The sequence below is a fragment of the Faecalibacter rhinopitheci genome, from assembly GCF_015234135.1.
GTDB classification, from domain to species: Bacteria; Bacteroidota; Bacteroidia; order Flavobacteriales; family Weeksellaceae; genus Empedobacter; species Empedobacter rhinopitheci.
In genome coordinates, this window is the sequence record NZ_JADGIK010000004.1 from 1 (window position 1) to 14653 (window position 14653).

The window sequence follows — 14653 nt, forward strand, 5'->3', positions numbered from 1 at the left end:
ACCTCTTCCCATTCCGAACAGAGAAGTTAAGCCTTTCAGCGCCGATGGTACTGCTATTGCGGGAGAGTAGGTCGTCGCCAGTCTTTATAACAAAGCTCAATCTTTAATTAGATTGGGCTTTTTTTATGCCATAAATTTTCAGAATACGTGGTATGTAAAAAAGTAATATGTATTGGATTATTTTTAGTCAGTAGAAGTTTTTGAGTATTTTTAAATATTAAAATCAACTTTTAATCCTTTTACTTCTAATTTATATGATTTATGAATCATTTTAAACACTCTAAATGATGAAAGAATAATTCGCTGTCACTTTGTTCTGAATGACATTTATCTAAGAGTTTATTCCTAATATAATTTTTTTAATATATCTTTAATGCATTATTGATATTTATGAAGAAACTATTTTACCTATTTACATTAATTACTTTTTGTTTAAATGCACAATCGATAAATGGAAAGATTTTAGCTGAAGAGACAAATAAAGGGTTATCTTATATTTCTATTTATGCTGATGATAATAGTTATTTAACGATTACAGACAGTGTTGGAAATTTTTCATTTAAGAAAACTAAAAATATTAATTCTATCATTGTTGATGCTACTGGTTATAAATTGCAAAAAGTAAATTTAGACCATAACACCTTAAATAGTTTAACAATTGTATTAAAAGAGGAAGTTATAGCATTAAAAGAAGTTTCAATATTTAATAAATATAGAAAGAAAATTAAAGTTGGAAATTCAGGAGCTACCGTACACGTTGATTTTAATCCAATTTCTGATTCAAACAGGATTAGAGAAATTGCTGTACGTTTATTTATTAAAGATTCAGCAAAGTTAGATAAAGTAAATGTAGGATTTTCATAGTTACCACAATCTGGAAATACAGCGCTTCGTTTATTGATATATGATGAAAAAGATGGTAAACCTAATTCTATTATCTCTAATGAAGATTTATTTTATGAAATCAATCAAAATGATTTAGATAACAATGTTTATTCAATTTCTTTAAATAATAAGGATATTATTTTAAAAGGTGTTTTTTATATAGCTATTGAAGTGTATAATGATACTGAAGAATCAATATGGTTTAGTGCAGGGTTTTTAGGTAAAAATGGTTTTATGAGAAGAAATTATAAAGAATGGGACAAAATGCCTCTAAAATTATCACCTTATATCAATGCAGAATTATTACAAAATAAGAATTAAAAATAAAAGAATAATCCCCAAGTAGTTAAATACTTGGAGATTATTCTTTTATTTAGAAGTATCCACACCTTGATTCATCTCTTTGTATCTTTTGGTAAGTTCTTCTACTTCATCACTAAATTGTTGGTCCGTAACTATTTTTCCTTTTGTTGGTAAAGAAATATTAATTGATTTGTCTAAAATTTGAATTTCTTTCAGCGTAAAAATGGTTTTAAATTCGTTTGTATTAAATTCAGCTTTAACGATAAGGCCTGGTAAATTTGCAAATCGATAAGGTCCATCTCTATAAGGTAAATCGTTCGAATACCATACAACTAAGTTTTGGAATTCATCATCTGTACCATTTGCCTTTGTTACATTAAAGCCATTAATCGTTGACCTCTCTCTTGTTAATTTCCATTTATAATCTGTAAGTTGATCTTTAATTAAAAAGGTTTTTCCTCCAAATTCTCTGACATTATAAAACTCATTCTTGTTATAATCCTTATATAAAGGATTTGCTTCTGATGCAATAATCTCTCGATAAATTAATCCATCGTTATTTTGCGAATTATTTAACTTAATTTCAGGTTTAAAACTCGATATTTCGCCATTACTTTCTAACTCAAAATCCACAAAAATACCTTTTGCAATTTCTGCTTTAGCTAATTCTTTATACGCTGCAGGTAATTGTTCTATAATATCATTATTCAATATAAATTCGGTCGTGTAAATAGCACGAATATTTTCCTTTTTTGTTTGTGCAAAGCTAAATTGAAATCCAATTGCTATAAGGATAAATAAAAGTTGTTTCATCTGATTGGTGGTTTTATCTAAATTACTATTATTTAAGATTATTCGCTAAGAATTTCTCAAGTTCTTGTAATGACATATCTTTCTGTATAATTTTACCTTGTTGATCGACTAAATAACTTGTTGGGAAAGATGTTATCTTATTGGCATTAGCAAATGTTCTATTTTCATCTAACGCATTCAACCAAGGTAATTCATATTTCTCGATGACTTGTTTTGTTTGGTTAACATACTTCGTATGTTCGGCTGCAATTGCTTGAATTTCGAATCCTTTTGAATGATATGTGCTGTAAAGTTCTTTTAATTTTGGAAACGTTACCAAACAAGGCTTACACGTGCCGAACCAAAAGTCGATTAATGTATATTTATTTTTTGATAAATCTGTTAGATAAGGTTGTCCATCGAAAGTTTTAAGCGTAGTCATTTCAGTAAATATTTTTCCTATAGCAAATACTTTATTTTGATGAATATTTTGAGTTAAAACTGTATAAGGATAAGATTGTTTGATGATAGGATCAAACTGATTTAGAAGTTCATCGTAAGTATACTCTTTATATGATTCGTATTTAGCTATTATTTTCCAAAGTGCAATTTCTGATTTTGAATTAGTTTTGATGTATGATTTTAATAAATCCATTTCTTCCAACCAATTTCTTTTATACCAAGTATTCAAAGAATCTTGCTTTTCTTTAGGTGTATCAAATTTATACTTTAAGAATAATTGACCTCGATAATCATTGTAAGCATTCCACTCTTTTATATTTTGTTTAAAGTGTTTTTCGTAAGCTGTTCTTTCAGGAATATCATTTTTAATGGAGCTGTGAAAATCTTTTAATTTTAGATTTAATGGTGCATTCTTTAAATAAAATACTTCTGAATTTGCAGAGAAATTATTTTTGAATTCTGTGTTTAATCGATATGGAGAAGCAAAATTCTGTTGATCAAATTTAATTTTGAATTGATAATCTTTTGTGTAGGCAGAATCGAAAATAATAGGAGAATAGTATTCTTGTGGCAATTCTCTATTGATATAAAATTTATCTCCATTTTGGATGCTATCGTATGTAATAACTAATGGTATTTTCTGTGCATTTACAATTCCGAAAACTGATAAAAATATTGACGTTAAAATGTGTTTCATTGTGTTAATTTTAATAAATGTAAACACATCGTTGAAATTTAAATCATCTTTGGAACAAGTTTAAAATATAATTAACTAACCTTAACAATTTGTTGTATAAAATAAAAAAAGCCCAACTAATAAAAGTTGAGCTTGGATTATATTACTTATTAAAATATTATTTATCTCTTGTCATCACGTAATTCACTAATAATTCTAATGATTTACGGTATTCGTTATCGGGCATTTCTTTTAGTATTTCTAAGGCATCTTTTGCATACTTTTCCATTGTGGTACGAGTATATTCTATGCCTCCATTAGCTTTTACAAAATCAATGACTTCACGAACACGTTTTTTGTCATTATTGTGACGTTTTACAGAATTGATTAACCATTTACGATCCTTATCATCCACATTATTTAATGTATAGATTAATGGCAATGTCATCTTTTGTTCTTTGATATCGATTCCTACAGGTTTACCAATGGCATTGGAAGTTGTATAATCGAATAAATCATCTTTGATTTGAAATGCTATTCCAATTAATTCTCCAAAACGATGCATCTTTTTAGCTAACGCATCATCAACTCCAACAGAACGTGCTCCAGCTTCGCAACATGCTGCGATTAGAGTCGCTGTTTTCATACGGATGATTTCGTAGTATACTTCTTCAGTAATATCTAATTTTCGTGCTTTTTCTAATTGTAATAATTCACCTTCAGAAAGTTCTTGGATGGCTACAGAAACAACTTCTAATAAGTCAAAATCTTTGTTTTTACAAGAAATTATTAATGTTTTAGATAATAAATAATCACCTACTAAAACGGCAACTTTATTTTTCCAAATGGCATTAAGAGAGAAGAATCCACGACGTAATTGGCTATCATCTACCACATCATCGTGCACTAATGTAGCGGTATGAATAAGTTCTATGAAAGAAGCAGCACGATATGTTTTTTCTTGCATTTCGCCTAGCATTTTAGCGGAAAGAAACACAAACATAGGTCGCATTTGCTTTCCCTTACGACGAACTATATAATGAGTAATACGGTCTAAAAGTGAGACATTACTCTTCATAGATTCAAAGAATTTGTTCTCAAATAATTTCATCTCCTTTGCAATAGGAGCCTTGATTAAATCAACAGTGTTACCCAATTTTTTTATTTTTGGTTAGTAAAATTTTTAAAGCAATGTAAAATTTGTTTAGCATGAAATCCTTTAAATTTGAATTTTTCACCACTCATACAAATTTGATTTTGATCGGCTGAAGATAAGGAAATTCCTTCTAATTGTCCTAATTGTGTCGTAAAACCTAAAGGTAAAATAGTAGTTTTTGGACTGTTTGTAAATATTAAATCTGAATTATCTTTTGGTAAATCAAACCATTGTAATATTGCCAAAGTTTCTATTGTGTATCCTATAATGTAAAGACCTTTATCATTAGATTTAGTACTTATATGAGCGCCAGTTACCATAAAATCGGTAGGATAAACTTCTATCCTTTTGGCTGCATGTCTTTTTGTTGAATCGATAGGAATTGTATAATGTGTAGTAGCTTTATTTGTCCATTCCTTAGTTAGGACATGAATTTGATTATTATAAATAAAAAACGCTTCTGCATCCCAATTTGTAGTTAAATTCTTATATCCAAAATGTTCTTGTTCTGGATAGAAAAATTCAATTTTATGAGCTTGTAAAGACTGAAATTCTTTATTTAAATCAATCTCATCACGGTTAATGTAATAAATCGCTAAATCTTTTCTATTACCTAAATTATTTCCAAAATCTGCGAAGAATAATTTATTATCATCTATTGCAATTTCTTCCCAATCAATATTAGGGGCATTTGTAGTAGAAATTGTTTGAATGATATTGCCATCTTTAGTAAATCGATATAATTCTGATTTATTTCCAGAATCATTTAATCCCCAAAATGAAACTACACTCTTATCTCGATCTTCGTATGATAACGCTGAAATTTCCTCTAATTGTAGGGGTAACTCAGTTGTTATAAATTCAATTTCGTCCACAGAAATGGTATCTTTAACCATCGCATCTTGGGCATAATTAAATTTTAAAAATAGAAAAAGAAATAAGAGTGTAGTTAATATTTTCATTTAATTCGTTAATTCGAACCGTTTTTATTGGCTAATTGTCCGCAAGCTGCATCAATATCTTTTCCTCGGCTTCTGCGTACGTTAACAACAATATTATTAGCTTCTAAAGCTTTGATATAATCTTCAATTGCTTTATCTGAGGCTTGTTTATACATTCCGTCGTCTATTGAGTTATATTCGATAATATTTACTTTAGATGGAATTTTTTTACAAAATCTAACTAATGCGTCTATATCCTCTTTTTTATCATTAACGCCTCCCCAAACGATATATTCAAAAGTTATGCGAAGACCGGTTTGTTGATACCAGTATTGTAACGATTGCATTAAATCAGTTAGTGGAAATTTAACAGAAAATGGCATAATCACATTACGTACTTCCTCTCGAGCTGAGTGTAAAGAAACTGCCAAATTAACTCTTAAATCTTCATCTGCTAATTTCTCAATCATTTTCGGAATTCCAGAAGTAGAAACAGTGATTCGTTTTGGGGACATTCCTAAACCTTCAGGTAAAGTAATTTTTTTAATGGCAGAAATAACTTCATTGTAATTTAACAAAGGCTCTCCCATTCCCATAAAAACGATATTACTTAATGGACGATTGAAATAACGTTTACTTTCATCATCAATAATTACAACTTGATCTACAATTTCAGCTGCAGTTAGATTTCTCATACGTTTAATTTGTGCAGTGGCACAAAATGTACAATCTAAACTGCATCCTACTTGTGAAGATACACATGCTGTAGTTCTTGTATCTGTAGGAATTAAAACAGATTCTACAACGTTACCATCATGAAGCTTAACAGCATTCTTGATGGTTCCGTCATTAGATTTTTGTAAAAGGTCTACCTCAACAGGTTGAATTTGGAAAGCATCTCCTAATTGCTCACGTAAAGCTTTTGAGATATTTGTCATGTCATCAAATTGATGCGCATTCTTTTTCCATAACCATTCGTACACCTGTTTTGCACGGAATGATTTTTCACCAATAGAATTAAAGTATTCTTCAATTTCTGATTGAGATAATCTTCTTATATCTTTTTTTGTATTCAAACCTTTTGTTATAGGATTAACATAGCATCTCCGTAAGAATAGAATTTGTATCCTTCCTTAACGGCTTCATTGTACGCTTTCATTGTTAAATCATGACCTGCGAAAGCAGAAATCATCATGATTAAAGTTGATTTTGGCGTATGGAAATTAGTAATCATACAATTTGCAATAGAAAAATCATAAGGTGGATGAATAAATTTATTTGTCCAACTATCTAATGCATTTAAATGACCATCAGCAGAAACAGAAGATTCGATAGAACGCATAGAAGTCGTACCAATTGCACAAACTTTCTTTTTGTTATCAATTGCTTGATTAACTAAATCTGCAGTTTCCTGAGGAATAATAACTTGCTCAGATTCCATTTTGTGTTTTGATAAATCTTCTACTTCAACAGGAATAAATGTACCTAAACCAATGTGTAACGTTAACTCAGCGAAATCAACACCTTTAATTTCTAAACGCTTTAATAAGTGCTTAGAGAAGTGTAAACCAGCTGTAGGAGCAGCAACAGCACCTTCATGTTTAGCATAAATAGTTTGGTAACGTTCAGCATCTTCAGGTTCAACTTCACGCATAATATATTTCGGAAGTGGAGTTTCTCCTAATTCTTTTAATTTTGCACGGAATTCTTCATAAGATCCATCAAATAAGAAACGTAAAGTACGACCACGAGATGTAGTATTATCAACAACCTCTGCAACTAAAGTATCATCATTATCAAAGAATAATTTATTACCGATACGAATTTTACGTGCAGGATCTACTAATACATCCCATAAACGAGTCTCAGCATCTAATTCTCTTAATAAGAAAACTTCAATATTAGCCCCAGTTTTTTCTTTGTTTCCCATTAATCGAGCTGGGAAAACTTTAGTATTGTTACGAATCATTACATCGCCTTCGTCGAAATAATCGATTACGTCTTTGAATAATTTATGTTCAATCTCTCCGGTATCACGGTGAACAACCATTAAACGAGCCTCGTCTCTATTCTCAGCAGGATGCTCAGCTAATAGTTCCTCTGGTAAATTAAAGTCAAAATCGGAGGTTTTCATTTTCATAACTAAAGAATTTTTTACAAATATACGCTATCGACACCCCCTTTGTCAAGTATATTCACGTTAATTATATGATAATGCCTAGAATGCAATATATTTGGATTATGAAAATGCTTATTTACACTGTATTTACAATTTTATCTTTGGCATCTTGTCATCAGAAACAACCTGCTGAAGAGAAGGAAAACTCAATCACTGACTCTATAAGTATAGAATCTGAACAAACAGTACATTTAAAAACTTTAATTGATGCACCTGAATTTAGTTTAACAGATTTATCTGGGAAGCAGAAATCTTTAATTGATTACAGAGGGAAATATATCTTTATGGATATTTGGGCAACTTGGTGTGGACCATGTCGTATGCAAATACCAGCAATGAAAGAATTGGAGAAAAAGTATATAGATAAAAATTTAGTTTTTTTAAGTATTTCCGTAGATCCAGAAAAAGATAATTCAAAATGGAAAACGATGATTGCTGAAGAAAATATGGCGGGAGAACATTTGTTTGCAGGTCACGAATCTGGTTTTGGAGAAGTGTATGAAGTGGAATATATTCCACGTTTTCTTTTCATTGATCCCAATGGTAAAATATTATTGGATGATGCTCCTCAGCCGATGGATCCTGTTTCGCTCGGAATTAATCCAGCTCTAACGCAAATTTTAGATATGATTAAATAATAAATAAATATTAATGAACACTACTAAATTAACTACTCTACTTTTACTATCAAGTACAACATTATTTGCTCAATCAAATTATGAAGATGGTTTTATTATAAATTTAAACGAAAGCAAAATTCCATTGCAAGTTAAATTTGAAGATTGGTCAAGTAATCCAAACAAAATTGAAGTCATTCAGGATGGTGAAAAAAAGCAGTACTCACCAAAAGAAATCAAAGGTTTTGGTACAAATAATGGTCAATTATACCTAAGTTATAATGGTAAGATTGATGTTTCTTCACAATTTTATAATCAATTAACGGAAAGTAGAGAACCAATCTGGAAAGAGGAGTCTACATTTCTAAAAACAATTGTAAAAGGTAATACGAATTTATTAATGCATGATAATAATAATATCGTAACGTTTTATTATCAATCCTCAAATAATAATATACAACCATTAATTTACAAAATTTATAACGATAAAGTATCGGTAAAAAAGAATGAGCAATTCAAAAACCAATTAAGAGCTAACGTACATTGTGGTACTACGAATTGGAATAAATTAAAATATAGCAAAAGCGATTTAGAGAATTATTTTATTAAATACAATACTTGTGTAAGTGGAGATGAAGGTACATCTGCAAAAACGGTTAACAATACTAAAAGTGTAATAGAATTTGGAGTACAAGTAGGAATAAGAAATGAAAACAATAAGATTGCATTTCCATTTTTAGATATTGAGCATGAATTTAAAGGTACTTCGCCTACTGTTGGTGTAAATGTTGAGTATCAATTTCCTTTCTTAAAGAATAGATATGCTCTTGCAATTGAGGCTAATTATTTTCATTTTAAAAGACAAGAAGTTGAAGTAAATCCAAGATTTGGGATGGGAATGGAACGAAAAATTATTGAAGTTCCAGTTGGTATTAAGTATTATATTAAAAATAATGATGAACACAAAGTTTTTATAGATGCTTATTATAATGCTAAAATTAATTTAAGTTCAGCTAATTATGCAGAAGCTTTATATTCAGAGTCTTTTAAACAAGAGTTAAGTAATATTTCATCTTTTAGTTTTGGATTAGGTTATCAGTGGAAAAATCTAGGGATAAAAGGAAGATATAATTTTAATTCTAGTTTTGACGTTGGTAAATATATGCTAGGAGAGACCTCATCAGTTAGTTTAAATGTATTTTACAAATTTTCTAGATTAACATTTTAAAAGATAAAAAAAAGCATTTCGAAAGAAATGCTTTTTTTAGTGATCCTCATGTAGTGGTAGTTAATTCTAAACCTTTAGGTCTGTGTTAGTACCTAAATAATCTTGATATTTTTCAATAATTGGATTGACTAAATTGTTTAAGAAATCATCTGTTTGCTCTTCTGCAAAACCGATAAAATTCTTTGGATCTAATAATTCAATTAATTTTTCTTTGTCTATTTTTATATTATCATCAGCCACAATACGCTCGATTAAATCGTTGTGTTTTCCTTCCATTTTAACTTGTCTGGCAGCTTCCATAGAATGAGTTCTGATAATTTCGTGTAATTCTTGGCGATCTCCACCATTTTTTACACCTTCCATAATTATATATTCAGTTGCCATAAATGGTAACTCTTCCATAATATGTTTTTCAATAATCTTAGGATAAACGACTAGTCCATCTAAAATATTATTCCAAATAATCATAATAGCGTCTATTGCTAAAAATGCTTGAGGAATGGCTAAACGCTTATTAGCAGAATCATCTAAGGTTCTCTCAAACCACTGAGTAGATGCAACCATAGCTGGAGACGAAGCTAAAGATATAACAAATTTTGCTAACGAAGAAATACGTTCTGATCGCATTGGGTTACGTTTATAAGCCATGGCAGATGAACCAATTTGGTTTTTCTCGAACGGTTCTTCGATTTCTTTTAAATTTTGTAATAATCTAAGGTCATTAGTGAATTTATGAGCAGACTGTGCAATGTTACTAAGTAGTGCTAAAGCTTGTGCATCAATCTTACGGTCATATGTTTGTCCAGATACAGCAAATACATTTTTAAAACCAAAACTCTCTGATAAACGACGATCTAACTCTTTAACTTTGTTATAATCTCCATCAAATAATTCGCTAAAAGAAGCTGCAGTACCAGTTGTTCCTTTTACTCCACGAAAACGTAAAGTTTCTATTCTAAATTCTAATTCTTCTAAATCTAATAATACAGATTGTAACCAAAGTGTTGCACGTTTTCCTACTGTAGTTAATTGTGCTGGTTGAAAATGTGTAAATCCTAATGTAGGTAAGCTTTTGTATTCTTTTGCAAACTTTCCTAATCCATTAATTACATTGATAATTTGTTTTTTAATCAGCTGAAAACCATCACGTATTTGTATTAAATCTGTGTTGTCTCCTACGAAAGCAGAAGTTGCACCAAGATGGATAATTGCTTTTGCCTTTGGTGCAACGTCTCCGTAAGCATGTACGTGAGCCATTACATCATGACGAAACTTTTTCTCATATTCAGCAGCTTTTGCATAATCTATATTATCTACATTATCTTTTAATTCTTGGATTTGTTCATCTGTGATATCAAGACCTAAGTCTTTTTCAATCTCAGCTAATGCAACCCATAACTTTCGCCATGTAGTAAATTTTTTTTCTGGCGAAAAAATGTATAACATTTCATCGCTACAGTATCTAGATTCTAATGGATTTTGATATTTATTCATGTTTGTTTGTTTTGTAAGATAAAAGGAAATTAGAAATAGAATTTCTTTAAAATTGTTTGTACGTCTTTTATGTAGTAACCTTCGTATAAAAAAGCGTGAACTAGTAAAGGAAATAGTTGTGCTATAGGTTTACGTTCTTCAAAATTATCTTGTAATGGATTAATTTCATTGTATGCATTGAAAAAAGATTCATCAAAACCACCAAAAAGATCTGCCATTGCAATATCCATTTCTCTATGTCCGTAATAAACAGCTGGATCAATTGGTGTAATCTCACCATTCATTTTAGGAAAAATATTTCCGTTCCATAGATCACCATGGATTAAAGCAGGTTTCTCTTTCGGAAAAATGTTGATTAAGTCAAGGCAAAGTCTTTCTGCAGCTTTGCGCTCTTTTGAGTTTAATACGTTCTTATCCACAAGAAGTTTTACCATTGGAAGTATTCTACTTTCAGCATAAAATTCTTCCCAAGTAGATTTGTATTGATTGGGTTGAATAATAATTGCTATATAATTATCTTCTTCCCATCCAAAATTATCATTTGTAATTTGATGTAATTGAGCTACTTGATGTCCAAATTTTTCCCAATTATCAAGTGTGGGTTCTCCACGATCTAACCACTCCAATAATAAATACTGAAAATCGTTATTAGTAATACCGTGCTTGATGATTTTAGGAGTAGAAAATAATTCCGTTTCAGAAATAGTTTGAAGGCCTTTAGCTTCTTTTTCAAAAAGTTGAGGGAAATTTTGAGCTGTATTTAACTTTAAAAAATATTTATTCTTATAAGATTCAACTCTATAAGAATCATTTATATCACCACCTTTTACAGGAAAAATGTTTTCAATATCTAAGTTAAGTGATTTAAGTCGCTCTAAAATTTCATTCATAAATTTAAGTCAAATAAAAATAATAAATTGAAAAATAGCCCAACAGAAGAATGTTGGGCTATTTGAATTATAGCTTTATTAAAATAAAGTTGTTCTAATAATGTTTTGAGATCTCTCAGGACCTACAGAAACAAGATATACATCAATTCCTAAATATTTTTCAATAAAGTGAATATAGTCTTGTGCTGTTTGAGGTAATTCGTCAAATGCTTTCGCATTAGTAATATCTTCAGTCCAACCTGGCATTTCCTCATAAACGGCTTCGTATAGATCTAATTTATTTGTAGATGATGTAAAATAATTAATGATTTTACCATCTTCAGTTTTATATCCAGTACAAGCTTTTATTTTATCTAAGCCACTTAATACATCAAGTTTAGTAATAACTAAATGCGTGATTCCATTAATCATGCATGCATGTTTTAAAGCAACTAAGTCTAACCATCCTGTACGACGAGGACGACCAGTTGAAGCTCCAAATTCATGTCCAATTTGACGGATGTGTTCCCCTAAATCATTATCTAGTTCTGTAGGGAAAGGTCCATTACCAACACGTGTGCAATATGCTTTAGAAACACCAATCAAGTTATGTAACTTAGTAGGAGGAACTCCAGCACCTATACATACTCCACCTGTTGTAGGAGAAGATGATGTAACAAAAGGGTAAGTACCAAAGTCGATATCAAGCATTAATGCTTGTGCACCTTCAAACAATACATTTTTACCTTGATCAATTGCTTCGTTGATTTCAACTTCTGTATCAATAATACGATCCTTTAAACGTTCTCCGAAAGCTACATATTTCTCGAAGATATCATCAACAGTTAAAGTTTCCTTTTCGAATAATTTTTCGAATAAAGCGTTTTTAACAATTAAATTTTCTTCGATTTTAGCTTTTAAAATCTCAGGATTTAAAAGATCTACTGCACGAATACCTACGCGAGCTACTTTATCTTCGTAACAAGGTCCGATACCACGTTTTGTAGTTCCGATTTGAGCTTCTTTTCCAGCTAATTCTTCACGGTATTCATCCAATAAAATATGGTAAGGCATAATGATATGCGCTCTTTTACTGATAAAAACGTGATCTGTAGATAATCCTCTTGCTTCTAATTTCTCAATTTCATTGAAAAAAGCTTCAGGATTAACAACAACTCCGTTTGCGATTATACACTTACCTTTACATTGTAAAACTCCTGAAGGTAATAAATGAAGAACGAATTTGTCTTCTCCTGCATATACTGTGTGTCCAGCATTATTACCACCTTGATAACGTACAACGTAATCTGATTTTTCTGCTAAAACATCAGTAATTTTTCCTTTACCTTCGTCGCCCCATTGAAGACCGACAACTACATGTGTTGACATATTGTTTTGTATTCGTTTGTTAAATAAGAATCTTTGGAAACAAAAATGATTTTGTTCTTTATTTGGTTCTTCACAAAGGTAATTTAAACCTTATTTTAAACAAATTTTAAATGCTAAATTCCTCAAAAACTTATCAAATATTGTTGATAAATTTTTAAACTGCTGAGTTTTAAAATTAAAACGAAAAAAACGAAAAATTAAAGAGAAACAGGTCAAAATAAAAGCTTAATTTTACAAACTTTTACACCTAAAATTTTTCAGCATGAAAATAGAAATTTGGTCTGACGTAATGTGTCCATTTTGTTACATCGGAAAGAAAAACTTTGAAGCAGCTTTAAATCAAATTCCTTATAAGGAACAAATTAATGTAATTTGGAAAAGTTACCAATTGGATCAGGAATTAAGTGCAACATCACCCACAAATACCTTAGATTATCTGAAAGAGAAAAAAGGCCTTACGGATGAGCAAATTACACAATTGAACGATGGAATTATTCAATTTGGAAAGGAAGTAGATATTGTTTTTAATCAAGAAAATGCTTTAGCAGTCAACACAAGTGATGCACATCGCTTCATTCAGTTTGCACAAACGAAAGGATTAGCTAGCGAAGCGGAAGAAATACTTTTCAAAGCATATTTTACAGATGGTAAAAATGTTGCAGATTTTGAAGTGTTGTCTGAATTAGGTGCAAACATAGGATTAAATAAAACAGAAGTTAATGAAATGCTAAATTCTGATGCATTTGTTTTTGAGGTAGCCTCAGATGGTTTAGATGCCAAAAATATAGGTGTAACAAGTGTTCCGTTTTTTGTTATAGATCGTAAATACGCGATGTCTGGAGCACAACCAATAGAATATTTTGTTTCTGCATTAACACAAGCTTACGAAAAAGATTATCTTAATAATACTTCATCATTAGGTAATTCTTGTGGGGTGGACGGAAATTGCTAATAATTTTAAATAATAAATGCGAACTTTTGAGTTCGCATTTATTATTTATTCTAACGCAGCCAATATTTGATCTGCAATAGTATTATAATTTTTTGGATTTGTAACGATTGCTTTATCTTCATTATTTGATAAATGCCCTATATGAATCATAACAGTAGGAGCAGATGAATCACGTAAAATTTTCGTGTTACTTTCTTTTGTACCTAGATTTTCAAATCCCAAAGAAATTAAATTTTTATTTATTTTTTCAGCAATTAATTTTGAGTCTTCGAAACAAGGATTCATAGGTGAAACTAAAGCTTCTAATCCTTTAACTGTAGATTTTATATTAGAATTTACATGAATTGAAATTACCAAATCGGGCTCATAACTTTTAATAATTTTTGCTCTATTTTCATTACTAATTTGTTCATCCGTATTTCTTAAAATAATAAATTCGGTGTCTTTATAGGGATTCCTAGACTTTATAAGTTTTGAAATTTCTAATACAATATCTTTCTCTTGGTAATCATCTTTTTTTACACCTCCGTCCACACCTCCATGGCCAGGATCTAAAACAATTATTCGTTTTCCATCATTTAAAGTATTAGCAAATAGTGAAGTAGTTAAAATAATTGAGCAAAAAATAAGTAATTTTTTCATCTGTGTATAAAGCGTATATTTTGTGAGGATTTAATCCATACAAATATCGTTCTATTTTGTAATCGAGT

General features: G+C 30.1%; 15 protein-coding genes and 1 rRNA gene. 6 read left to right on the plus strand and 10 right to left on the minus strand.

What is annotated here, in order from left to right:
- The 3 genes from rrf to IM532_RS06515 form a co-directional block, all read left to right on the plus strand.
- A 5S ribosomal RNA gene (gene rrf, locus IM532_RS06505) occupies positions 1-83 on the plus strand; the annotation flags it as partial.
- Between the two features lie 307 nt (positions 84-390).
- Positions 391-864: a carboxypeptidase-like regulatory domain-containing protein gene (locus tag IM532_RS06510; RefSeq protein WP_194182654.1), complete on the plus strand. Its 474-nt coding sequence runs from the start codon at positions 391-393 to the stop codon at positions 862-864.
- Between the two features lie 33 nt (positions 865-897).
- On the plus strand, positions 898-1206 hold the full coding sequence (locus IM532_RS06515) for a hypothetical protein (protein ID WP_194182655.1): 309 nt from the start codon (positions 898-900) through the stop codon (positions 1204-1206).
- A gap of 48 nt (positions 1207-1254) precedes the next feature.
- Here IM532_RS06515 and IM532_RS06520 read toward each other — a convergent pair whose 3' ends face one another.
- From IM532_RS06520 to queA, 6 genes are all read right to left on the minus strand, one after another.
- Positions 1255-2001 (minus strand): GLPGLI family protein, encoded by a 747-nt coding sequence (locus tag IM532_RS06520; RefSeq protein ID WP_194182656.1) that lies wholly within the window; start codon positions 1999-2001, stop codon positions 1255-1257.
- Positions 2002-2029: 28 nt separating this feature from the next.
- Entirely contained in the window at positions 2030-3139 is a 1110-nt protein-coding gene (locus IM532_RS06525; protein ID WP_194182657.1) for a peroxiredoxin family protein, read from the minus strand.
- A gap of 157 nt (positions 3140-3296) precedes the next feature.
- On the minus strand, positions 3297-4229 hold the full coding sequence (locus tag IM532_RS06530) for a polyprenyl synthetase family protein (RefSeq protein WP_194182912.1): 933 nt from the start codon (positions 4227-4229) through the stop codon (positions 3297-3299).
- Between the two features lie 50 nt (positions 4230-4279).
- Complete coding sequence (locus IM532_RS06535) at positions 4280-5236, minus strand: hypothetical protein (protein WP_194182658.1); 957 nt, start codon at positions 5234-5236, stop codon at positions 4280-4282.
- Positions 5237-5244: 8 nt separating this feature from the next.
- Positions 5245-6291, minus strand: a complete 1047-nt coding sequence (rlmN, locus tag IM532_RS06540; protein WP_194182659.1) for a 23S rRNA (adenine(2503)-C(2))-methyltransferase RlmN — start codon at positions 6289-6291, stop codon at positions 5245-5247.
- Between the two features lie 8 nt (positions 6292-6299).
- Positions 6300-7349 carry a tRNA preQ1(34) S-adenosylmethionine ribosyltransferase-isomerase QueA gene (gene queA / locus IM532_RS06545; RefSeq protein WP_194182913.1) on the minus strand — a complete coding sequence of 350 codons (1050 nt, stop codon included), beginning with the start codon at positions 7347-7349 and terminating at the stop codon, positions 6300-6302.
- Between the two features lie 107 nt (positions 7350-7456).
- Here queA and IM532_RS06550 point away from each other — a divergent pair, with 107 nt between their 5' ends.
- Positions 7457-8032, plus strand: a complete 576-nt coding sequence (locus IM532_RS06550; protein ID WP_194182660.1) for a TlpA family protein disulfide reductase — start codon at positions 7457-7459, stop codon at positions 8030-8032.
- 13 nt (positions 8033-8045) lie between these two features.
- Positions 8046-9239: a porin family protein gene (locus IM532_RS06555; protein WP_194182661.1), complete on the plus strand. Its 1194-nt coding sequence runs from the start codon at positions 8046-8048 to the stop codon at positions 9237-9239.
- Between the two features lie 66 nt (positions 9240-9305).
- Here the strand turns inward: IM532_RS06555 and purB are convergent, their stop codons facing one another.
- The 3 genes from purB to IM532_RS06570 all read right to left on the minus strand — a co-directional run bounded on the left by purB (position 9306) and on the right by IM532_RS06570 (position 12991).
- Positions 9306-10733 (minus strand): adenylosuccinate lyase, encoded by a 1428-nt coding sequence (gene purB / locus IM532_RS06560; protein ID WP_194182662.1) that lies wholly within the window; start codon positions 10731-10733, stop codon positions 9306-9308.
- 29 nt (positions 10734-10762) lie between these two features.
- Positions 10763-11623: a fructosamine kinase family protein gene (locus IM532_RS06565; protein ID WP_194182663.1), complete on the minus strand. Its 861-nt coding sequence runs from the start codon at positions 11621-11623 to the stop codon at positions 10763-10765.
- 78 nt (positions 11624-11701) lie between these two features.
- Positions 11702-12991 carry an adenylosuccinate synthase gene (locus IM532_RS06570; RefSeq protein ID WP_194182664.1) on the minus strand — a complete coding sequence of 430 codons (1290 nt, stop codon included), beginning with the start codon at positions 12989-12991 and terminating at the stop codon, positions 11702-11704.
- A gap of 262 nt (positions 12992-13253) precedes the next feature.
- Between IM532_RS06570 and IM532_RS06575 the strand changes: the two genes are divergently transcribed.
- Complete coding sequence (locus IM532_RS06575; RefSeq protein ID WP_194182665.1) at positions 13254-13943, plus strand: DsbA family oxidoreductase; 690 nt, start codon at positions 13254-13256, stop codon at positions 13941-13943.
- Between the two features lie 45 nt (positions 13944-13988).
- Here the strand turns inward: IM532_RS06575 and IM532_RS06580 are convergent, their stop codons facing one another.
- Positions 13989-14585 carry an N-acetylmuramoyl-L-alanine amidase family protein gene (locus tag IM532_RS06580; protein WP_194182666.1) on the minus strand — a complete coding sequence of 199 codons (597 nt, stop codon included), beginning with the start codon at positions 14583-14585 and terminating at the stop codon, positions 13989-13991.
- Positions 14586-14653 lie beyond the last annotated feature (68 nt).